The sequence below is a fragment of the Paraglaciecola arctica BSs20135 genome (genome assembly GCF_000314995.1).
Classification (GTDB): domain Bacteria; phylum Pseudomonadota; class Gammaproteobacteria; order Enterobacterales; family Alteromonadaceae; genus Paraglaciecola; species Paraglaciecola arctica.
In genome coordinates, this window is the sequence record NZ_BAEO01000047.1 from 67,185 (window position 1) to 89,264 (window position 22,080).

Annotated in this window: 26 protein-coding genes; 9 read left to right on the top strand and 17 right to left on the bottom strand. The window is 40.3% G+C overall.

Going from position 1 to position 22,080, the window contains the following annotated elements; all coding sequences use genetic code 11:
* Positions 1–101: 101 nt before the first annotated feature.
* Positions 102–1,568, top strand: coding sequence for an NCS1 family nucleobase:cation symporter-1 (locus GARC_RS15360; RefSeq protein ID WP_007621753.1), 1,467 nt, complete (start codon positions 102–104; stop codon positions 1,566–1,568).
* Between the two features lies 1 nt (position 1,569).
* A complete protein-coding gene (gene hydA, locus GARC_RS15365; RefSeq protein WP_007621754.1) occupies positions 1,570–3,015 on the top strand; it encodes a dihydropyrimidinase in 1,446 nt (481 codons plus the stop codon).
* A 255-nt stretch (positions 3,016–3,270) separates the two neighbouring features.
* Here the strand turns inward: hydA and rplS are convergent, their stop codons facing one another.
* The 5 genes from rplS to GARC_RS15390 form a co-directional block, all read right to left on the bottom strand.
* A complete protein-coding gene (rplS, locus tag GARC_RS15370; protein ID WP_007621759.1) occupies positions 3,271–3,630 on the bottom strand; it encodes a 50S ribosomal protein L19 in 360 nt (119 codons plus the stop codon).
* Between the two features lie 19 nt (positions 3,631–3,649).
* Entirely contained in the window at positions 3,650–4,429 is a 780-nt protein-coding gene (trmD, locus tag GARC_RS15375; RefSeq protein ID WP_007621762.1) for a tRNA (guanosine(37)-N1)-methyltransferase TrmD, read from the bottom strand.
* Positions 4,429–4,959, bottom strand: a complete 531-nt coding sequence (rimM, locus tag GARC_RS15380; protein ID WP_007621764.1) for a ribosome maturation factor RimM — start codon at positions 4,957–4,959, stop codon at positions 4,429–4,431. The genes trmD and rimM overlap by 1 nt, the downstream gene beginning before the upstream one ends.
* Positions 4,960–4,986: 27 nt before the next feature.
* A complete protein-coding gene (gene rpsP, locus GARC_RS15385) occupies positions 4,987–5,238 on the bottom strand; it encodes a 30S ribosomal protein S16 (RefSeq protein WP_007621765.1) in 252 nt (83 codons plus the stop codon).
* A gap of 260 nt (positions 5,239–5,498) precedes the next feature.
* Positions 5,499–5,861: a hypothetical protein gene (locus GARC_RS15390; RefSeq protein ID WP_007621767.1), complete on the bottom strand. Its 363-nt coding sequence runs from the start codon at positions 5,859–5,861 to the stop codon at positions 5,499–5,501.
* 543 nt (positions 5,862–6,404) lie between these two features.
* Between GARC_RS15390 and GARC_RS15395 the strand changes: the two genes are divergently transcribed.
* Entirely contained in the window at positions 6,405–6,974 is a 570-nt protein-coding gene (locus GARC_RS15395) for a hypothetical protein (protein ID WP_007621781.1), read from the top strand.
* Positions 6,975–7,070: 96 nt separating this feature from the next.
* Here the strand turns inward: GARC_RS15395 and GARC_RS15400 are convergent, their stop codons facing one another.
* From GARC_RS15400 to GARC_RS15425, 7 genes are all read right to left on the bottom strand, one after another.
* Entirely contained in the window at positions 7,071–7,613 is a 543-nt protein-coding gene (locus GARC_RS15400) for a DinB family protein (protein WP_007621782.1), read from the bottom strand.
* A 102-nt stretch (positions 7,614–7,715) separates the two neighbouring features.
* Entirely contained in the window at positions 7,716–8,003 is a 288-nt protein-coding gene (locus tag GARC_RS15405; RefSeq protein WP_007621783.1) for a hypothetical protein, read from the bottom strand.
* An 89-nt stretch (positions 8,004–8,092) separates the two neighbouring features.
* Positions 8,093–8,338 (bottom strand): hypothetical protein, encoded by a 246-nt coding sequence (locus GARC_RS15410; RefSeq protein ID WP_007621784.1) that lies wholly within the window; start codon positions 8,336–8,338, stop codon positions 8,093–8,095.
* Positions 8,339–8,534: 196 nt separating this feature from the next.
* Positions 8,535–8,669 (bottom strand): GFA family protein, encoded by a 135-nt coding sequence (locus GARC_RS27825; RefSeq protein WP_456095261.1) that lies wholly within the window; start codon positions 8,667–8,669, stop codon positions 8,535–8,537.
* 121 nt (positions 8,670–8,790) lie between these two features.
* A complete protein-coding gene (locus GARC_RS15415) occupies positions 8,791–9,129 on the bottom strand; it encodes a hypothetical protein (RefSeq protein WP_226989175.1) in 339 nt (112 codons plus the stop codon).
* Positions 9,130–9,153: 24 nt separating this feature from the next.
* Positions 9,154–10,149: an adenosine deaminase gene (gene add, locus GARC_RS15420; RefSeq protein ID WP_007621787.1), complete on the bottom strand. Its 996-nt coding sequence runs from the start codon at positions 10,147–10,149 to the stop codon at positions 9,154–9,156.
* A 6-nt stretch (positions 10,150–10,155) separates the two neighbouring features.
* Positions 10,156–10,791, bottom strand: a complete 636-nt coding sequence (locus tag GARC_RS15425; RefSeq protein WP_007621788.1) for a LuxR C-terminal-related transcriptional regulator — start codon at positions 10,789–10,791, stop codon at positions 10,156–10,158.
* A 308-nt stretch (positions 10,792–11,099) separates the two neighbouring features.
* Between GARC_RS15425 and cmoA the strand changes: the two genes are divergently transcribed.
* Together cmoA and cmoB are read left to right on the top strand one after the other, a co-directional pair.
* Entirely contained in the window at positions 11,100–11,831 is a 732-nt protein-coding gene (gene cmoA, locus GARC_RS15430) for a carboxy-S-adenosyl-L-methionine synthase CmoA (protein WP_007621789.1), read from the top strand.
* A 214-nt stretch (positions 11,832–12,045) separates the two neighbouring features.
* Positions 12,046–13,017 carry a tRNA 5-methoxyuridine(34)/uridine 5-oxyacetic acid(34) synthase CmoB gene (cmoB, locus tag GARC_RS15435; RefSeq protein WP_007621790.1) on the top strand — a complete coding sequence of 324 codons (972 nt, stop codon included), beginning with the start codon at positions 12,046–12,048 and terminating at the stop codon, positions 13,015–13,017.
* 1 nt (position 13,018) lies between these two features.
* On the opposite strand, the gene GARC_RS15440 is transcribed toward cmoB, so the two are convergent.
* Together GARC_RS15440 and GARC_RS15445 are read right to left on the bottom strand one after the other, a co-directional pair.
* Positions 13,019–14,332, bottom strand: coding sequence for a histidine kinase dimerization/phospho-acceptor domain-containing protein (locus GARC_RS15440; protein WP_007621792.1), 1,314 nt, complete (start codon positions 14,330–14,332; stop codon positions 13,019–13,021).
* Complete coding sequence (locus GARC_RS15445; protein ID WP_007621795.1) at positions 14,329–15,003, bottom strand: response regulator; 675 nt, start codon at positions 15,001–15,003, stop codon at positions 14,329–14,331. Before GARC_RS15445 ends, GARC_RS15440 begins: the two co-directional genes overlap by 4 nt.
* 181 nt (positions 15,004–15,184) lie before the next feature.
* On the opposite strand from GARC_RS15445, the gene GARC_RS15450 reads away from it, so the two are divergent.
* Together GARC_RS15450 and dsbG are read left to right on the top strand one after the other, a co-directional pair.
* A complete protein-coding gene (locus GARC_RS15450; protein ID WP_039989819.1) occupies positions 15,185–16,021 on the top strand; it encodes a TlpA disulfide reductase family protein in 837 nt (278 codons plus the stop codon).
* Entirely contained in the window at positions 16,018–16,782 is a 765-nt protein-coding gene (dsbG, locus tag GARC_RS15455) for a thiol:disulfide interchange protein DsbG (protein WP_007621799.1), read from the top strand. The genes GARC_RS15450 and dsbG overlap by 4 nt, the downstream gene beginning before the upstream one ends.
* Positions 16,783–17,161: 379 nt before the next feature.
* Here dsbG and GARC_RS26005 read toward each other — a convergent pair whose 3' ends face one another.
* The 3 genes from GARC_RS26005 to GARC_RS15470 are packed head-to-tail and all read right to left on the bottom strand — an operon-like array spanning position 17,162 to position 20,658.
* Positions 17,162–18,604, bottom strand: a complete 1,443-nt coding sequence (locus GARC_RS26005; protein WP_007621802.1) for a prolyl hydroxylase family protein — start codon at positions 18,602–18,604, stop codon at positions 17,162–17,164.
* A gap of 36 nt (positions 18,605–18,640) precedes the next feature.
* Complete coding sequence (alr, locus tag GARC_RS15465) at positions 18,641–19,738, bottom strand: alanine racemase (protein ID WP_007621804.1); 1,098 nt, start codon at positions 19,736–19,738, stop codon at positions 18,641–18,643.
* A 50-nt stretch (positions 19,739–19,788) separates the two neighbouring features.
* Entirely contained in the window at positions 19,789–20,658 is an 870-nt protein-coding gene (locus GARC_RS15470) for an aminotransferase class IV (protein ID WP_007621807.1), read from the bottom strand.
* 151 nt (positions 20,659–20,809) lie between these two features.
* On the opposite strand from GARC_RS15470, the gene GARC_RS15475 reads away from it, so the two are divergent.
* Positions 20,810–21,658 (top strand): CvfB family protein, encoded by an 849-nt coding sequence (locus GARC_RS15475; RefSeq protein WP_007621809.1) that lies wholly within the window; start codon positions 20,810–20,812, stop codon positions 21,656–21,658.
* A gap of 6 nt (positions 21,659–21,664) precedes the next feature.
* The gene (locus tag GARC_RS15480; RefSeq protein WP_007621816.1) at positions 21,665–22,057 is read left to right on the top strand and encodes an OsmC family protein; all 393 of its coding nucleotides are present in this window, start codon (positions 21,665–21,667) and stop codon (positions 22,055–22,057) included.
* Positions 22,058–22,080 lie beyond the last annotated feature (23 nt).

Here is a 22,080-nt window from a genome sequence, read left to right on the forward strand (position 1 = left end):
CACTTGATTTTTAAGGGAAATTTAGTTGTATTTTATAGGTGATGTGGTATTTACAAATACCAGAACATTTCATAACACATCACTTTATAACGGAGCATGTCATGGAAAATAATAATAACAGCGTGAAACCAGCGCACTTTGATGCCGATCTGTGGAATCCAGACCTAGCGCCAACTACCGATGAAACCCGTACTTGGAATTGGATACATTTCGCCTCTTTGTGGGTAGCTATGGTGGTATGTGTTCCCACTTACATGTTAGCCGCAGGCTTAGTTTCCGAAGGCATGACTTGGTACCAAGCTATCATCACAGTATTGTTAGGTAACGCGATAGTGTTGGTACCTATGCTTTTAATAGGCCATGCAGGCGCTAAATACGGTGTACCCTTTCCGGTACTATTACGCAGTGCCTTTGGTACCAAAGGAGCCAAAATTCCTGCACTTGCACGAGGATTAGTTGCTTGTGGTTGGTTCGGGATCCAAACTTGGGTCGGAGGAAGTGCTATTTATGTTATTTTAAATAGCCTCACAAATAACAGCTTCCAAGGCTCTGCTCTGCCTTTTCTTGGCATCGATATTAGCCAAACCTTATGTTTCTTTGCCTTTTGGGCACTGCATTTAGTATTTATCCATTTTGGTACTGGCTCTATTCGTTGGCTGGAAAGTTATGCTGCTCCTTTTCTTATCGCCATGGGATTAGCACTATTATATTGGGCATACGATACAGCAGGTGGTTTTGGTGTAATGCTTTCAGCTCCTTCACAATTTGGCCCTGGTGGTGCAAAAGAAGGACTATTTTTACCAACTTTTATCGCAGGTTTAACCGCTATGGTTGGCTTTTGGGCGACTATGGCATTAAACATTCCTGATTTCACGCGATTCGCAAAGTCCCAAAAAGATCAAATTTTGGGACAAGCTATTGGTTTACCTTTACCTATGGCGCTATTTGCATTTATTGGCGTAGCGGTTACCTCTGCTACTGTCACTATTTACGGCGAAGCCATTTGGGATCCTGTGAAACTCGCTGGAAAAATGGGAGGAATGGGGATAATTGTGGCTTTAGCTACCCTTGCATTAGCAACCCTTACCACTAACTTAGCAGCAAATGTGGTAGCCCCAGCATATGGTTTCTCTAATCTAAATCCGAGTAAAATAAATTTCAAAATGGGTGGTTATATCACTGCCGGAATTGGTGTTGCAATATTCCCTTGGAAATTACTAGAAAGCGCTGGAGGTTATATCTTCACTTGGTTGATTGGGTATTCAGCGTTACTAGGCCCTATTGCCGGTATTCTGATCGCAGATTATTTTATTTTACGGAAGTGTAAATTAAACGTTGAAGCGCTGTTTCAGCATAATGGCGAATATGGTGCAACAAATGGCTGGAATATAGCAGGAATGGTATCTTTAGTGGTGGGGATATTACCCAACTTACCGGGTTTTTTACACGCTGCTGGTATAGTCGAATCTGTGCCTGAAATTTTTGATACTGTATATAATTATGCTTGGTTTGTAGGTTGTTTTGTTGCAGGCATACTTTATTTATTAATGGCAAAGAGAGGAAACTAACATGTCAATTCTTATCAAAGGTGGAACCGTTGTCACTGCTGATCTTAGCTATAGAGCCGATGTTTATTGTGCAGAAGGTAAAATTCAAGCTATAGGTGAAAATCTTGATGTACCAGCGGGATGTGAAGTTGTCGATGCGGGCGACTTATTAGTTATGCCCGGAGGTATCGACCCTCATACTCATATGCAATTACCTTTTATGGGCACAGTCGCCAGTGAAGACTTTTTTACCGGCAGCAGTGCTGGTGCCGCTGGTGGTACAACTTCTATTATCGATTTTGTTATCCCTGCCCCCCAACAACCTATTATGGATGCCTACCATCAATGGATGGATTGGGCCAAAAAGTCTGCCACTGACTATAGTTTTCATGTAGCTATTACTTGGTGGGATGAGTCAGTTTATAAAGATATGGGAACCTTGGTGCAAGAACATGGCATCAATAGTTTCAAACATTTTATGGCCTACAAAAATGCCATCATGTGTGAAGACGAAACTTTAGTTAATAGCTTTTCTCGCTGCCTAGAATTAGGTGCCATGCCTACCGTGCATGCAGAAAATGGCGATTTAGTGTTTCACTTACAGAAAAAAATCCTCGAAAGAGGTATCACAGGCCCTGAAGGTCACCCACTTTCTCGCCCTACTGAAGTGGAAGGTGAAGCCGCCAATAGAGCTATTCGTATCGCACAAGCTTTAAATGTACCTCTGTATTGTGTGCACGTATCTTGTGAAGAATCATTACAGGCCATTACCAGAGCCAGAAACGAAGGCCAAAGAGTCTATGGCGAAGTATTGGCGGGACATCTAGAAATTGATGAGTCTGTGTATCAAAACGAAGATTGGGATTATGCTGCCGGCCATGTCATGAGCCCACCATTTCGCTCCAAGAAACACCAAGATGCCCTGTGGAAAGGATTACAATCAGGTAATTTACAAACCACTGCCACAGATCACTGCTGTTTCTGCGCCGATCAAAAAGCCATGGGTAAAAAAGATTTTAGCATGATCCCTAATGGCACAGCGGGCATAGAAGATAGAATGTCAGTTTTATGGGACTCAGGAGTGGCTTCTGGAAAACTGACCCCTAACGAGTTTGTGGGTGTTACATCTACCAATGCTGCAAAAATCTTTAACATCTATCCTCGTAAAGGCTCTATATCAGTTGGTGCGGATGCAGATATTGTATTATGGGATGCTAATGGTAGCCGCACTATCTCAGCTAAAACCCATCATCAAAATATCGACTTTAATATTTTTGAAGGTCGCACAGTCAAAGGAATTGCAGTTCATACACTCAGCCAAGGCAAGTTAGTTTGGACTAATGGAGAATTAAGAACAGTCAGGGGTACAGGCAAAAATATAAAACGCCCCGCCTATGGCAGTACCTTTGATGCCATGCAGAAACACACTGCACAAAACGAACCCAAAGCAGTGGTTCGCAACAAATAATATTGGGGCAGAACAAGACTTTTTTAATCAAGAGGCTTTGCTTTTCTCTGTGCTCTCTGAGTCCTCTGTGGTGCAATATCTTTTTCTTTGGTTTTTGCTTTACACCACCGAGAACACAGAGCGCTTCGCTACACAGAGAGAAAAAAAATTATGATGTATTACTTTAAATTAGGTTGATTTATTTAAGTCTTAAATAGCAAAAACCCGCCAATTGGCGGGTTTTCTTATTAAGTTAACGATAACGCAAAAATTAAATTAACCTAGCTTTTCTTTAATACGTGCAGAACGACCAGAGCGTTCACGCAAGTAGTAAAGTTTAGCGCGACGAACAGCACCACGACGTTTCACTTCAATAGAACTGATTGCCGGGCTGTGTGTTTGGAATATACGCTCAACACCTTCGCCGTTAGAAATCTTACGAACTGTAAAAGCAGAGTGTAGGCCACGGTTACGTTTAGCGATTACAACGCCTTCGTAAGCCTGGAGACGTTCTTTTTCGCCTTCCTTAACGCGTACTTGCACAACTACTGTGTCACCAGCACTGAATGCTGGAACGTCAGTTTTTAGCTGCGCTTCTTCAATTTTCTTGATGATGTCTTGATTTACTTTACTCATCATATCCTCTCATACTAGATTAACTGTCATTATGCTGCGGCAAACTTTGTAGAAATAAATCTAACAACTTTTGCTGCTCCTCAGTCAGAGCTAGAGCGTTTAATAATTCAGGGCGTCGTTGCCAGGTTCTACCTAGCGACTGTTGTAAACGCCACTGCTTGATTTTTTGGTGATCACCACTTAACAACACCTTAGGAACCAGCTCACCGTCCAAGTTTTCTGGCCGAGTGTAGTGCGGACAATCCAACAAGCCATGACTAAAAGAGTCTTGCTCGGCAGACTGTTTATGCCCTAATACACCGGGTACAAACCTTGAAACTGCATCCATTAAGACCATAGCAGGGAGTTCGCCGCCACTTAACACGTAATCACCAATTGACCATTCCTCGTCAACTTGTGTTTGTATTACCCGTTCGTCGATACCTTCATACCGACCAGCTACTAGGATCATACTTTCATTTTCAGAAAGCTGTTTCACCCCTGCTTGATCCAGCTTTTTCCCTTGGGGAGAAAGGTAAATCACTTTTGTTTTTCTTCCCGCAGCTGCTTTAGCTGCCAGAATAGCGTCTTTTAATGGCTGAACCATCATCAGCATGCCAGGTCCACCACCGTATGGTCGGTCATCAACAGTGCGATGTTTGTCGAAAGTAAAGTCTCTTGGATTAAAACACTCTACTTGTAACAACCCGTTTTTCACGGCTCGCCCTACTACTCCCTGCTGGGTAAAAGTCTCAAACATTTCTGGAAAAAGACTAATAACACCATACCAACGACTCGGTTCCTGACTAGACTCTTGCATTAAAATGCAGGATCCCAATCTACTGTGACCGTTTTCGCCTGCCGGTCCACTTGTTTGATCACTTGATCTAACAAATAAGGAACCATGCGTTCTTTCTGACCAAAAGCGTCATTCAAATTGGCTTTGACTAACAAAACGTCATTAGCACCAGTTTCGAATAACTCTTTAATTACACCCAAGTTATAACCTTTATCGGTAATCACTTGCATGCCGACTAACTCACGCCAATAAACATCGCTGTCATCTAATTCAGGTAGCATTGCTGCTTTAATGGAAATCTCAAGATTTTTGATACTTTCAGCATCGTCTCGATCATCCACCCCAACCAGTTTGGCAACTAAACCTTTATTGTGGGTTCGCCATTGGTCTACGACGTACTCTTTGCCTTCTTGCACTTGACCCAAAAGCCAAGGAGTGTAGGCAAACACGCCGTCTAAATCGTGGGTATAAGAGGTGATTTTGACCCAACCTTTGACACCATAAGGTGCTCCGATTATGCCAATCACTAATGTGTCAGACGCAAGACTCATTGCTTAAACCCTTTGTTGCAACTGCAATTAAGCAGCTGCTTTTTGTGCATCTTTCACCAAGCGTGCAACACGGTCAGATAAGCCTGCGCCTACCCCAACCCAATGTTCAATGCGGCCTAAGTCCAAGCGTAAACGCTCTTCTTGACCCATTGCAGTTGGATTGAAAAAACCAATGTTTTCAATAAAACGGCCATCGCGTGAACGACGACTGTCTGCAACCACTACTTGATAAAATGGACGCTTTTTAGCGCCACCACGCTGTAAACGAATAGTAACCATATATGCCTCAGACTCGTTGTAGCGTTAACGTTAACTTAATTTACCTTAAATTCTGACAGTTTATAGCCAGATAAAAGGCCGCCGTATTTTACGGATCTACAGCAGTTATGCAAGTTTAATTATCAGAAGAAGCCAGATAATTGAGTCTGGATTAAAGAAGTGATGTTAAGACATAATTTTGACAGCTTGATTTTGCACATAAACATCAAAATTATTGGATGATTAATTTAAAAAACAAAACCTTAGCTAAAGGTAATCAATCAGATTTTAGTTAATGCCTCGGCATGGTTTTGCACCGTTAATATAGTCCAATCAGGGGATTTAATGGATTGCCTAAAAACAGCAGCACGGGCAAGGCCTTCATTTGTTCTTGGGATCAACACAACAAGCGCATTTTCAGTGAAGTTAGACTCCATATTAGTCATAAAAGCAATTTCTTGCATATCCTCAGAACCTAATGAAACCTCATCACAAAACGAAAAATCATGGATCACTTTGTGCAGACGCCTTAAGCCATTTATATAAGTTTCATCCCCAGTAATTCGCACAATATCCAAGCCATCAACAACCCCTGAATATTTAACATAAATATGATCATCTTCTACGACTACTGAATAACTCATTGCGCGAACCTTTTATTTTTCTGCAGCAGATACTACAGATAAAAATAATATTTATCTTGAGAAAATAGTAGCAAAACTTAATATCTTCAAAGATCAGATTTACCAAAGTGGCAGTAAATAAAATCGATCACACCACTTTTAAGTTAACCTTCCCAGTTCCACTACTCGCTAACCCCATCACAGCCAGCCAGTCTGGCACTTAAGCCTCAGCCACCGAATCTGTCTGAGACAATAGCTTGTAATTAGTTTCTCCCCTAGAGTTGCTTTGAGATGAACGGTCGGCTTATTAAGTTAGAAAGCGATGCCCCAATTCAACATCCGAATGCGAGCGCCATAATAAGAGAGTTAAAAATCAATTTGGCGGGTCTTGTGCTGTATTCTCGTTACCTGAAATGGAGTTGCCATGCCTTCGTAGCGTCGCCTTACCCAAAATCGGCTGGGGCTTTCTGAGAGGCTAATTCTTTACACTCATTGGTATTATTTGAATAGCACTGGATTGTCGTCTACTTTTTTATACTAAATGAGTAATTTCGTGAGTTAGTTATGTCTGTTTCAATGTCTGAATTATGGCTAGCAATTTTGCTGGCAGGATTATTATCTTGGGTCGCGAGTGCGTTGATCCACATGCTGATTAAATATCACAATGCCGATTATAGAGGGTTTGCTAATGAAGAAGCAGTATCCTCTGCTCTGGCCGACAAATCCCCTACCCCTGCACTTTATACCTTGCCATACTGTCGTGATATGAAGGCAATGGGCGAAGAAACCATGCAAAAAAAGTTTAACGACGGTCCAGTTGCGATGATCACTATTATGCCCAACGGAATGCCACCAATGGGGGAACTTTTATTGCAGCAGATACTATTTTTTGTCTTTGGGTCTTTCTTTATCGGCTATTTGGCGACACTTTCTATTACTACAAATGCAGATTTTATAATGGTATTCAGACAGGTCTTCGTTGCCGGGTTCCTAACTTACGGTTGGGCTCAAATCCCTTTAAGCATTTGGATGGGCCAACCTTGGTCAAACTGTATTCGATATTTAATTGATGCCATGATTTATGCAGCGGTGACCGCAGGTATTTTTGCATTTTTATGGCCTAATTTGCATTAGACTATCCATGATCAAAGTAGGTATTGTATTGTGGAAATCTATGGCAGCAACATGGCAGTCTATTGATTGGGGTGGAGAGAACCTCAGGCTACCCAATTATGCTGATACATCTGGGATCTCTAACAAGAAATCAGTCACACCTACATCAAAACCTTGCTGATTTAACAAAGTAGATAATTGTCCTCGATGATGTGTTTGGTGATTAAATAAATGACAAAGTAACTCACCAAAATTACGACTACTAATAATACCTTTGGTATTTGAGTATTCTAAATTTATAGTGAAGTCCTTTAAATTCGCTTCATTCTTAAGCCAATTAGATAATAATAAATCTACTTTTTCACGGGCTACTTTAAATGAGCTAAATTCTGGAAAAAGTATATCGTTGAGCCCCTTAGGTTTAGGTAGCTCAAGTACACTTTTAAGCATGATATAATTATGTGAATGTGTAGAAAACCTTGATAACCAAATAATATCGCCAACTAATATATGATTAAGCGTCCCCATTATAGATGTGAAATACGCTCCTAAATCTTCGTTAATAATTTCATTCCCCAACTTATCAATTACGTCAGAAAATTGGATGTTCATTCTATGGTTATAATCTGCCATCAAAATGAAATGATTTAATAGTTCCATTTATACTCCAAACTTAGTCAGCATAATGCCCCAAGCTACGGAAACCACAAACGTTCTGATGTAGCCAACAAGTGGCTTTCCGACCCCTTGATTCATTATATTTTACTTATTTCTTTCCTTTGCTAATGATGCTGTGTATTCAGCTCTAGCTTCACTATCAGGTTTATAACCTTTTGATCCACACCAAATTAGCAGCTCACTAATTTTGATAGATATTTTTTGGACTGTTTGTCCATTAGCTCTATATTTACTAATGGCTTTTTCAGCGTTAGCGCGCCATTCTTCGTATGTGTCATCAAGTGATGACGGATCATCTACCACTTCTTTCAGACGGCTCCACTCATTGGGCTGAAACCATGCTAAAGAATAAACTATATTTTGTTCACGCATGCTGAATTCCTTATTAAATATATCGATTCAAATATGAGGATTTTAGGAGCGATTTTACAGCGAGTAAAACTCTCACCATGACATTTTTGTTATATTCCGAATATACTTCGCGTTCGCAAAGCTTTCAAATTCCCTTCCAATTTCGGTACATAATCAAGTTCTATCATGCTGCACATGCTTACATATCCTTTTTCATTTTCAAAAACTAAATAAGTTTGGTTTTGTGAAAACCATGCGCTGCAATTTGAAGTACCAGTAATCACCTCTTCAATATCAAATGGATTACCAATAAATTTTTCAGAAACGGATACGGATACGGATAATGCTGCAGACATTCTGCCTTCATCCCCAAGCTTTTGAATATGAATAACCTTCCCAACATAAACCTAACTAGAGAATTTAAATTTGATACTAAGTTCAATCTGGCAGCTCTTTGAACTTTGGCAATTTGCCTAATTCTCCGTCCCAATCAGCTTTGCTAGATGTAAATATGTGGGCAGTGGGCAACATAGAGACTCCAGTGTCCACCCCCTACGGGAATGACGAGCAAAACTGCGATCTGAGTACTCGGCAACGCTGACAATGACACAGATAAAAGCTCTCGAACTCCCCTTGTACTTGAAATTTCGCGGTGCCACATAGACAAGTACCAAAGTGGTCAGTCATCGAATTTCCTTCTATGGCCTATAGGTAAAGAGCATATAATCCAGAAATGGCGGTTTGAAAATAGAGAACTAAAAACGAGCGGAGCAAACAGACCGCTGTTTATAGTCCCTTAAATTGTATGTTAGTTTTTGCTTATGCATTTTATCTGCTTCTCACCAAAGTGATAAATATTATTCACTGCTACATATACACCTGATATAACGGCAGAAGTTGGCATAGTTATAATCGACGAAACCTCATCATTCCACTTATAAAAACTAGTATCACCGTCCATTAGATTAACAACTTTCAACGTTTTTTTATCAGTTGATAAACCACATTGATAATTTTTAGCATCATCAATTTCAGGCATCACAACACATCCTGATAAAGCAAAGATAAAGAATATAGTCGTAATTTTTGTAAATTCGGAACGTCCTAATATTTTTGATAAATACTCTCTCCAAAATAACCTTATCAATATAAAACCTCCTAAGTTGTTGAATCAATAACGTTGTTCTAACAACCCCGCCTTAAAACTATCCTCCACAAACGCCACCTCAACCCCATTCAATTGTATCTGAGCAAGCTGCTCAGTAGACAACCCCACAATCTCCCTCGCTAACTTATATTCATCAGCAATCTCAATCCCCGACACACCCGGATCATCGGTGTTTAAAGTCACCACTATGCCTTTTTCAATAAATTTTTTAATAGGATGTTCGGCTATATCAGTACAAGCGCCGGTTTGAAAATTGGAGGTTAAACAACACTCAATACTAATGCCATTATTGGCCATAAAATCCATTAATCTATGGTCTTCACGCGCTGCGACGCCATGACCAATACGCGTTGCGCCTAATTCTTCAATAGCTTGCCAAATACTCTGTGGACCGTCTGCTTCACCGGCGTGTACGGTAATGTTCCATCCAACATCTCTGGCCAACTTAAAATGCTCTTTAAACCGAATGGCAGGAAAGCCTTTTTCATCACCAGCTAAGTCTAGGGCCACTATATCGTCTTTAGCTTTGAGCAATGCTTGTAATTCTTGATGGCAAGTTGCCTCACCAAAACTACGACTTAGTATGCCTATAAGGTTGATGGGGATAGCATAGGTTTGACTACCTGCTTTGCAGCCAGCAATCACAGCATCAACTACTAGCTCAATAGGTAAATTATGCGCCTTTGCCATAAACACTGGCGAGAAGCGTAATTCTGCATAAGTCAGCCCTGCTATCTTAGCATCTTCAACATTTTCATAAGCAACTTGATAACAAGCTTGTTCTGAGGCTAACACGGAAACACCTAGTTCCATTTTCTGCAAAAAAGCCAAAAGGTCAGTGGTTTTAACTTGGACTTGTGTGGCTTGGAGAAGCTCTTCTAGGCTTTGCTGCTCTAATGGGATTGAAAATTCTTGAGCTAGTTGCCAAATGGTTGATGTTCGAATATTACCATCAAGATGTCGATGCAAATCAGTTAAAGGAAAATTGGGGTTTATCACCGCTAACTATTCAGCAATATCTAAATGAGTCAGAAGTAATACTGCTTGAGTACGCGTATGAACGTTAAGTCTTCTGAAAATTGCACTGATGTGAGCTTTGACTGTCGCTTCAGTTATATTTAAGTCGAAAGCAATCTGTTTGTTAAGCAAACCATTTTGCAATAGTTTTAATACTTGGAATTGTTTAGGAGTTAATTCACCCACTAGTTTTGCAATATCGATAACAGGCGTATTGTGTTCAATATCGATTTGCATACCTTCCGGTAACCAATTATTGCCATCCATAATTTGTTTCAATGCAACAGCGATGATATGAGTCGCAGTTGCTTTAGGAATAAACCCCTTGGCGCCTAGGCTCATGACTTTAGATACCACGTCCACTGAGTCACTTGCAGAGACTACGGCTACAGGTACCAGTGGGAAATCTTGGGAGATACGGATCAAGCCGTAAAAATTATCACACCCTGGCATATTCAAATCTAACAAGACTAAATCAAAATCTGAATGCTGCTGCAAAGCCTCTAATGTAGAATCTAAGCCATCAGATTGAATAATATCGACATTCTCGAACAATGTCCCCAGTGCTAATATTAACGCTTCCCTATAAAGTGGGTGATCATCTGCTATTAAAAACTTTGCCAATTTCCATAACCCTGTTTTAAATTTATATTCTTCATTAATTAAGACTAATACTTTAGTCTTAATTAATGAAGGTAAAATTCACTTTTATGCCCTTATTCATTCAATGGTTCACTGACGCTATCATTTAACGCAATCTCTTTTTGCAGAATCCTTTTATCTGACTAGTCATTTTTTGCCATGAGCACCGCAATTTACAAAATATATAAAAGATCATTGGTGATCATGACGTCTGGCAAGAAAGGAAATTGCTTGGATTAGATTGCACAGGTAGAATTGCGCGATATTTCTATTGAGGTCAAAACGCCATCATGCAACAAGGTAAAGACACCATTTATTCTCAGCCGCAACAAGTGGGGGAGTTTTGCTTTGACCAATCGGTAGCGGAAGTTTTTCCCGACATGATCCAACGTTCAGTCCCTGGGTACAGCACCATTGTTGATACTATAGGTCAGATTTGCGCTCGATATGCACAACCACAAAGCAATATATACGACTTAGGTTGTTCATTAGGGGCTGCCAGTTTAGCCGCTAGCAAATATATAAAAACTAAAAACTGCCAAATTTTAGCAATCGATAACTCACCTGCCATGGCACAACGTTGTGAATTACATGTGCAAGCCTATAAAGCGGCCACACCTATTAGTGTTGTTTGTGATGATATTCAAAATATTGAGATTAAAAATGCATCATGTGTGGTGATGAACTTTACTCTGCAATTTATCCCACCAGAACAACGAATGGATATTATGCATAAAATATATGCCGGATTAAATTCAGGTGGGGTTTTGTTATTATCTGAAAAGCTCAGTCATGACACAGAGCAAGGTAATGATTTAGTGATCGACTTACATCATGAATTTAAACGCAGAAACGGTTATAGCGAACTTGAAATAAGCCAAAAGCGTACTGCCTTAGAAGATGTAATGCGCACTGAAACCTTTGAACAACATAAAGATCGCTTAGAACAAGTTGGTTTTACAGATGTAGTGCGCTGGTTTACCTGTTTTAACTTTGCATCAATGGTAGCGATAAAGGGTTAAGAGCTACGAGCTACGAGCTACGAGCTACGAGCTACGAGCTACGAGCTACGAGCTACGCAAAATATTTTTTCACATTGCATTTACTGTCAATCAAAAATGGTGTCATTTATTGTAAATAATCCCGTTTGTTGGCTTTTATTTTTTACTCTGCTTTTAGCTCGAAGCTATCTGCTAGTAGCTGCTTTTACTCGTAGCTGCGTTAATAGGAGGCCACTTGGCTGTTAATTGGTTTAATAATTTTTACAAAGCTATCGCTGATTCACCTTTAAGTCATTGGTTAGAAGTATTGCCTGCACAAATCGCCACTTGGCAAAAAGAGCAACTACATGGTGATTTTAATAAATGGGTGAAATTGCTTAATAAATTGCCTGAGATCCCAACAAACTCTATTAATTTGCAAGATAAAGTCGCCTTTGGCGATGGGAGTGAAATCAATGAATATACCCAAAAGCAAATAGTCGGTTTACTCAAACAATTTATGCCTTGGCGCAAAGGGCCCTTCCATCTGCATGGCATTCACTTAGATACCGAATGGCGCTCCGACTGGAAATGGGACAGAGTACAACCGCATATTCAGCCTCTTAAAGATCGCTATGTTTTAGATGTAGGCTGTGGCAGTGGTTATCATATGTGGCGCATGCTTGGCGAAAACGCAAAAATGGTAGTAGGGGCAGATCCTTCGCAACTATTTCTGATGCAATTTCAAGCCATAAAACACTTCAACCCTGACCCACGTATTCACTTATTGCCAGTAGGTGTGGAACAATTACCTGAACTCAAAGCTTTTGATACAGTGTTTTCAATGGGAGTGTTGTATCACAGACGCAGCCCAATAGAATTTTTGTATCAGTTAAAAAATCAACTACGCAAAGGTGGTGAATTGGTGCTTGAAACTCTAGTAGTAGAAGGTGACGAACAAACCGTCTTTATGCCCGGTGAACGTTATGCACAAATGCGCAATGTTTGGTATATACCTAGTACTGCCGCGTTAACTGTTTGGATGCAAAAAGTGGGCTTTAAAAATATTCGAGTAGTGGATGTGGCGCCCACTTCATTAGAAGAACAAAGAGCCACCGAATGGATGGACACGCAATCCTTAGTTGATTTTCTTGATCCTAATGATCACAGCAAAACTATTGAAGGTTACCCTGCCCCGCTTAGAGCAGTGTTGGTGGCTGAGTGTTAAATTAATCTTTATAGATTGGCAGCGCAAAAGTCACAAGAAAACTAGAATCTGTATTTTTTAGTACTAAAGTTCCTTTATATTTTATTGCAATTGCGTCAAGGATGGACAGACCTAAGCCAGCACCTTGTCTTTCCCCTTTGCGCCAGAATCGAGAAGTTAAGTGAGGAATATCTGCTTGGCAAACATTACCCGCGTTTCTGACCGAAACTGTAATTCCCTCAGTGGTAGATTCAGCCAAGAATATTATTTCAGTTTTAACCGGGCTATATTTTAAGGCGTTCTCCAGTAGGTTTCTACACACTATGGCTAGCAGCGGTTGGGTGATAAAAGTGATGACATGCTCGTCAATAATGTTATAGATTATTCGATGTTTTTCACTCACAAACTCACGTTGGACTTGATCAATTAGCGAGTTTAATGTCCAAGAAATAACAGGAGCTACCTCCTTTTCTGATTCTAAACGGGCCAAAGCAAGTAAATTTTCTAAGACAGAATTTAGCCGTTGGGCACTGGCCTTTGCTTGTGACAACGCTTTTTCTCGTGCTTCGCTAGCCGACAGTTCTGCCAGTTGAATTTGCGCTAAAATGCCTGCTAATGGTGTTCTCAGTTCGTGGGCTGCGTTATTAGTAAATTGCTGTTCTCGCTTCATTCCTTCAGACAAACGCGCCATTAAAGCATTCTGGCTAGTGATCAGTGGTTGTAGTTCTTGAGATGGTTTATCCAACTGTACAGGCGATAAGTCAGTACTGCCGCGTTTCTCCACTGCGACAGCAAGCTTTCTAATAGGTAACAAGCCTCTGCCAATAGCTACCCAGAGCAAGGACAAAGATGCTAAAAGTGCAATGGCAGGTGGGATAATAGTACTTTCTAACAGTCTAAAGCCAAGGGATTCTCTTTCACTGATTTTATCTGCAATAGTAATAACGATATTGTTGGTTTTAAGGGTATAAGTTCGCCATTGACCATATTCTGAACTTAAAAAACCGAAACCGTCGCTCAGAGCTGTATTTATCGGCAGTGAGTGAGTATTGCTACTGGCTATGACAGTTCCGTGTAATGAGCTAATTTGACAGGATAAACCTTTGGCATTGCCTAACTCGTTTCCTTGCAGAATAGACGGAATAATTTGTCCTAATTCGTTCTTAGGAACAGTCGCTAGAATATTACTTAACATAGCGGCAGTGGACTGCAAGCGCTGATCCAAAGCCATGTCTAACTCGCTGCGCAAGCCTGTAATTAACCAAAAGCTTGATATTAACCATAAACCGAGAAAAACCGAGGCTATTAATAAGGTCAGTCGTAAACGTAAACTCATAATGAAGTCACTGCAATCTGACCTAATCTGAAACCAAAACCGCGCACTGTTTCAATGGCTTTGCTTCCTAGCTTTTTACGTAAATTAAAGATATGCACATTTAACGCGTTGCTTGCTACATCATCTGAGACGCCATATAACACATCTTTTAATTGATTTTCAGTGAGTATACGTTGCGGATTATTCAAAAAGGTGGCTAATAACAAATCCTCACTGCGAGAGAGTGATAAGGAGAGGCCATTTAACACAGCACAGCGTTGGTTAACATCATAACTGAGTCCACCGTGCTCTATTAGGTTTGACAACCTGTTTGTAGCCCTCCGCTGCAGGCTTATTAGCCTTGCCAATAATTCGCGAAGATCAAAAGGTTTCAACAGGTAATCATCAGCACCATTTCTTAATCCAGCCACTTTGTCATCAATGCCGTCTCTGGCGCTTAGAATTAAAACGGGTAAGGCATGACCCTGACGACGTTGCCGAGTAAGCCAGTGTATGCCATCTCCATCAGGTAGGTTGAGGTCAAGAATACACAGATCAAAATGACTTGATTGTAAAAAAGTGTCTGCTGAGCTGAGTGAGCAAACGTGTTCAATTGCCATGCCTTGAGTGGTTATATATGTCACTACTGCATCTGCAATTACTGCATCATCTTCAACTAACAAAATATGCAAACTTACATCTCACTTAGAACATTCAATTTGACTCAGAGGATACAGTGAGATACTCAATCTGGACAAGTAAATATAGGCCATTAGTAAATTTAAAACGAAAAATGATGGGTCTTAATATTCGCTTAATCTTACTACTTCATTCTATATTGGTGAGTCACAAATAGCGGACAATAAAAACCTTATGTTAAGTATTTCAATCGGATCATTCGCATTGGCTATATCTATGCTGATTACCATAGTGGCCATAGGAGTGTTCTTGGTTATGACTCACTGGTTTTCTCGAAAAAATGAAGAAAGTGCCAAAATAAAAGACGGCTTTATAAGTGCAATCATAATAGGATTTATCGCCGCCAGAGTGACATTTGTTATACGGCTTTGGTCTGAGTACCAAGAAAATATGTGGCAGATTTTTAACCTTAGAGATGGCGGATTTATTCCTTATTACGGCTGGATGATTGGCGTTTTAGTATTAATAGTTTTGTCTCGTGGAAAACGAGCTTTTACCAGAGTTTATTTGAGCGCCAGCTTTGTGACTTTTTGTGTGGTTGTACCCTTGCATTATACCGCGAACTATTACAGTTCTGACATTTCTATCCCTGAAATCCCTGTTCGCGACAGCGCAGGTGAGTTAATCAACCTACAAACTTTTCAGGGAAAACCTTTAGTCATTAATTACTGGGCGACCTGGTGCCCACCTTGTCGCAAAGAAATGCCAGTAATGGAAGCTGCGCAGAAACAACACTCGTCAGTGACATTTTTGTTTGTTAATCAGGGAGAAGATCCTATGACGGCCAAAAGGTTTTTCACTTCTCAAGATCTGGAGATAAAAAATGTTTTTTATGATCCTGCCAGCCAGTTAAGCCGTGCATCAGGGGCCGCAGGTCTACCTACCACCTTATTCTTTGACGCTACTGGAAAACTGGTAGACAGTCATATGGGAGAGTTGTCAAACGCTAGTCTTGCCCATTATCTGCAGTTACTTAACAAAAATGACAATCCACAAAAGGTAAATCCATGAAATTTATTATCCTAGTTACTTTTTTAACCATTGCTCCCTGGGCGTCCGCCCAAAAGAGTGCACTACCTGAACCACTTAACTTACTCATACAGCAAGGCGGGGAAGTCGTCGAGCAATTCGATGCGCCAGCTGGTATGCAGGGATATATTGCCGACTTTCGCGGGCAGGTAATAACCCTTTATGTGACCTCCGATGATAAATATATGTTTACCGGCGCTATGCTAGACACACAAGGCAATAACTTAGGTGAGCAAGCAATACAGGACTACATGAGTGGGCCTAAAAGTATCAAAGACTGGAAACAGCTAGAAACCAGTCACTGGGTTTTGGATGGTTCACCTGCGGCAAAGCGCATAGTTTACACCTTTACCGATCCAAACTGTCCCTATTGCAGTAAGTTCTGGCAAAATGCAAGACCTTGGGTTGATTCTGGTCAAGTGCAGATCCGTCATATTTTAGTGGGTATTTTAAGAGCTGACAGCCAGCAGAAAGCGGCCGCAATTTTAGCTGCAGAAAAACCATCCGTAGCATTGGCTGAGCATCAAGTAGCAAACTCGCTTCCTAACCTTAAACCTTTGCTTGAACACTCAACTGACATAAAAAGAAAATTGATGGAAAATCATCAAATCATGATGGTAATGGGAGCCTCTGCAACTCCTGCCACCTTTTATCAGGATGAGACAGGTGTTGTACAAAAACAAATGGGCCTACCTCCCGAAGCAATGATGACGCAAATATTAGGACATTTAAAAGAAAATTAATTTCCTTAACTTATCAATATCCTTTACTCGAATTCACAATTTTGATCTGAATTTAATGCTGACTTATTAAAGTACTGCTTAATAATGGCAATAATAAACAAAGCTTGGCGAACTTTCATTTGGTCCATAAGTGCCAAATAAAAATATTCGAGTAGTGGATGTAACGCTCACTTCGTAGGTTTTTCCATTTTAATTTATACAGCCAAAAAATTCCAAAAACTACACACTAGTACTTTGCTAACTTCGAAATTTGTGAAGGGTAAAGCGCTTATAGGATATCAGTTGGCTGTAAGAACGAGTGTGATAATACTTGTTTAATATAAATCTCTACTATTTAGAGCATTACACTTAGTAAAGTTAGGTTAAATTGATGTTTTTTTTATAATTTTTTTAATAATTCAGGCTGATAATCCAAGGGCTTAAAATGGCAAAATATATTTGCATAACAACGGCCATCTAGGGGCAAGGGACGACCGTGTTTTAATCGGGCGCTCTCATAAAAAAGCATTTCACCTGGTTGTAAATTGACCTGATGTTGACGGTAATAATTGTCATCTATCAATAATGGCCAATCCTGATTAACATCCTGAGCGACATTAATGATGGCACTAATAATATGCGTCTGGTAGCGGTCTCTATGAAGTTTCAGCATGGCCTGATTTTTATATACCCTGATCCCATAAACAAAAGTGGGTTCAAGAGTCTTACCACACCAAGCTTCCATCATGGGTTTAAGAGTGTCATGTAGCGTTTCTCTGAGATGTTCGGGAAGTTCGATTAAACTGCTACTTTTTTGGCCCTGATTAATGTTATAAACAAAATCACCGGGTATATGTTCATCGACTTGAAGGGCTTTATTGAGTTTATAGAATTCGACTATTTGCTTAAACAACCAGTCAGGAAGTCGTTCTTTGACAAACCCGACTTTGTTATATGCTGGTACATATTCATTAATTTCTTTGCACAGCATTGGCCCAGAAGACTGCTCTAGACTGTGTTGTCTAAACCATTTAGTAATTATTAGCTTTTCTCCCTTTTGTACGGGCATTCCTTGATGAAGAGTCTGATAATTCACGCTGCCATCTGGATTAATGTTGTTCCAGATCACTGCCATGCCCTTCTTAGCTTTAAATCCAATTGCTAATTCTGGGAACACTGTGTCTCCCCCTTGTTCTACTTCATTAAGGTAAATCATAAAAGTGTAAGTGCGCTGCCCCTGAATACCGCCATAATGTGCCAATTCATAGGGTTCAAAGTAGTCGGTATGTGGCTTGAATTGTTGACCAAGCTGGTAGTGCTGGCCTTGTATCACTTCTGAATAACTAGGATCTATACCAAGATATTGGCATATTTGCAGGTCAATTTTACGGATTACAGGATCTTGCATATTGCCCAGATGACAGGTACTGCTAGTCCTAAATTGCTGGTCAGGGTTTTCACTGGTAATAGTGGACGGTTGCTTGGCCTGCTCAATTAACTCTATTAGTGCTTGGCATTCTTGCGGTAGTAAAAAATCCTCAACACTATATAACTCAATATCAGCGGTTCCGAAGCTTTTAGCACCAGGTATAAAAAGCTTAGACAAAGACTGGTTTTGACTTTGTATCCTCTGTTGACGAGTTTTCTGTTCGGCAATTTTAAAGGGATTTTGCAATAATACGACAGGGATAGAGGGTTCATAATTCATCTGCTGTTTAATAGCTTGATAATCGTAGCCCTCATCCAACAGTATTTTAAATATGCCGTCTTTATCCTGACCAGCGTCTACATTTGTGCGTATCCATTGCTGCCAACTTTCATCAAACACCGTTTTCATGACCATTGTTTAACCCATTCCGCATTTTTTGCATCTAGTTATTTAATTCAGAAAAGTTATAGCAGCACGTTTCGGCATACGTGTGACCAATTCGTACCCTATGCTGTCGGCCCAACTAGCAACCTCATTTGCGGAAAGGTCTTTACCCCATAATATGGCGGGATCGCCAATATGCACATTTTGTAAATCCGTCACGTCTACCGAGATAAGATCCATCGATACTCTGCCCACCAGAGGAGCGCGATGCCCATTAATGAGTACCGGTGTACCTGATTTTGCGCTGCGCGGATAACCATCACCATAACCTACAGCAATAGTGGCGATAATAGACTGTCGCTTCGCAGTCCAATTGCATCCATATCCCACAGACTCACCTACCGAAATATCCCTTAAGGCTATCACTTGTGATTCAAAGTTCATGGCTGGGATAAGTTGTTTGGCCTGATCGATAACTTCATCGAAGGGACTTAACCCGTACAACATGATCCCAGGCCGATTCCACTCTACTCTGGTTTGAGGCCAAGCTAATAATGCAGCGGAATTGGCCAGACTCAATTGCACTTTTTTGCTGGCATCAGCAACAATGGGCTGCATACATTTTTCTAATCGACCAATTTGCATAAGGGTGTAGGCTCCCCCAACATCATCGGCATGTGCAAAGTGTGTCATTAAAACAATATTTTTAACGTTTTCAGATGCAGACAACCTTGCATATATAGATTCAAATTGTTGAAGCGAGACACCTAATCTGTGCATACCAGTATCAATTTTCAACCAAATATTGAGCGGTGTTTCGAATCTAGTATCCAGCAGTTGCTCTAATTGCAAACCATTATGCACAACCAGTTCAAATTGGTTGTCGGCCGCAATTTCTAATTCCGATTTATCAAAACATCCTTCGAGCAACAAGATCGGTTTGCTCAAAGCGTTTTCTCTTAATACTAAGGCTTCTTCAAGACAGGACACTGCGAACATTTCGATTTGTGCTTCTAATGCTTTGGCCACCTCAACCGCCCCATGTCCATAAGCATCGGCCTTAACCACGGCGATCGTTTTAGAATGAGGAGCCAGGGTTTGTGCTAAACGGCAATTAGCTTGAATAGCCGCTAAGTCGATAATAATTTTAGCAGGTCGAGACATACGGCTTTTTACATTCCATTTATTGCACTTTTATTGCACTAAGAGTGTGTTTAATAATTGTGTTTGTTCGCTGAATACAAGGTTTGTGCAAGTTGCCAAATATCGCCAACTTTACCATTGCCTACAGGTTTCCCATCTAGCTCAACTACAGGTGCAATATCTTTACTTGAACTGGTTATCCACAACTCATCGGCTGCACGCACTTCGTTCATACTGATAACTCTTTCTTCTACTTGTAATGTGCCATCTTTACGCAAAATATCTAATAACATGTGACGGGTAATACCAGGTAATAACTGGTTATCCAAAGGTGGGGTGATCACCACTTCGTTTTTAACAATAAACACATTACAAGCACTGGCTTCGGTCAATTCGTTGTGCTGATTGTATAAAATGGTTTCATGCACTCCCGCGTCGTGCCCTTGTTGAAAATGCATAACATTGCCTAACAAAGACGTCGATTTGATTTGGCAACGTTTCCAACGTAGATCTTGAGTACTGGCCACTTTAAATTGTTTAACAAGGGTTTTATCTGCAACTGTGGCCTCAGGTATCTCAAAAGCATAGGCAAACACTGTAGCTTCAATATCGTCGGGATATGCATGAAATCTTTTAATATCAGCGCCACGACTTACATGGAAATATAACCCTAAGTTACCCTTGCCGTTTTGTTCAATTAGGCTTTGTGCTATGTCACGCCAATCATCAACACTTTTATTTAACTTAATACCAATAGCATTCATGCCATCTTGCATACGCTGAATATGTAAACCAAAGCCCACTAATTTACCCTTATAAGACGGTACAACTTCATAAATACCGTCACCAAATAAGAATCCACGATCCATTGGTGATATTTTAGCTTCAGAAATAGGCATAAATTGCCCGTTTAAAAAAACAATATTGTGATTGTCTGCCATATAGTACCAAGTGAAGGAGGAATAATTAGTCGCCTAATTATGCCATGAATAAATTTATCTACTTAACAAAAAAACAAATAGTTTTTATATTTCTTACCGTATTGGTCAGTTACAATATGCGTAGAATTTCGTTACAGATAAACAGTAAAATATGTCGCAAGTTGGAAAGTTCAATACCTTAGAAGTCGTCAATGAAGTGCCCTTTGGATTCTATCTAGACGCAGGCGATAAAGGTCAAATTCTACTACCTACTAAAAATGCGCCCTTGGGCTGCAAGTTAGGCGATATGGTGAATGCATTTATTTATCATGATAGTGATGATCGTCTTATCGCCACCATCAAACGTCCCAAGGTGTTTGTCGACCATTGTGCGTATTTAAAAGTCGTCAGTGTCACTAAGGTCGGTGTATTTTTAGATTGGGGATTAGAGAAAGATTTATTGGTGCCATTTAATGAACAAGATTACCCTATGTCTGAAGGGGTATCTTATGTGGTCTATGTATTTTGTGATGAAGAAACCGGCCGACTTGCCGCATCAACCAAGCTCAAAGATTTTTTGTATGAAGAGTCGAGTGAAGAAGGCGGCACCTTCGAGCCAAAGCAAGAAGTTGAATTGCTGATATGTGCGCAGACAGATATGGGTTACAAGGCCATTATCAATGGCTCACACCTTGGCTTACTATTTAGAGATGAAGTATTTCATCCAATTAAAGTGGGGCACTCAGTAAAAGGTTATATCAAGCGTATTCGCGAAGATGGCAAAATTGATTTGTGTTTTCAGTTTCATGATCCTACCGCTCGCAACACCTTAGAAGAACAAATAATCGAAGATCTTATTGCCCACGATGGCTTATCCACATTAACCGATAAAAGTTCGGCAGATGAGATTTCGAAACGTTTTAATGTCAGTAAAAATGTGTACAAAAAAGCAATTGGTTCCTTGTTTAGGCAAAAACGTATCTTGTTAGACAAAACAAAAATAACATTGGTTAAGAAGTAGAAAACTATGAAAGCAACAGTTAGTTGGCAAGAAAACCTACGATTCACTTGTAAAACAGATACTGGCCATACCCTTGATTTAGACGGTAATGGTGAAACTATGTCTCCAATGGAGTCAGTGTTGCTGTCTGTTGGTGCCTGTTCGTCTATCGACGTGGTCGATATCCTTAAAAAATCCAGAAAACAGGTTGATGATTGTATTTGTCAACTTGATGCCACAAGAGCAGAGGAAGCACCACGCTTTTTTACTGCCATCCATGCTCATTACATTGTCAAAGGTGAAGGTTTATCTGAAAAAAATGTCGCCAGAGCCGTGCAATTATCTTCTGAGAAATATTGTTCAGTAATGTTGATGTTGGCTGGAAATGTTGAGATCACGACTAGTTATGAACTAGTCTAAGACACGAGCTACGAGCTACGAGC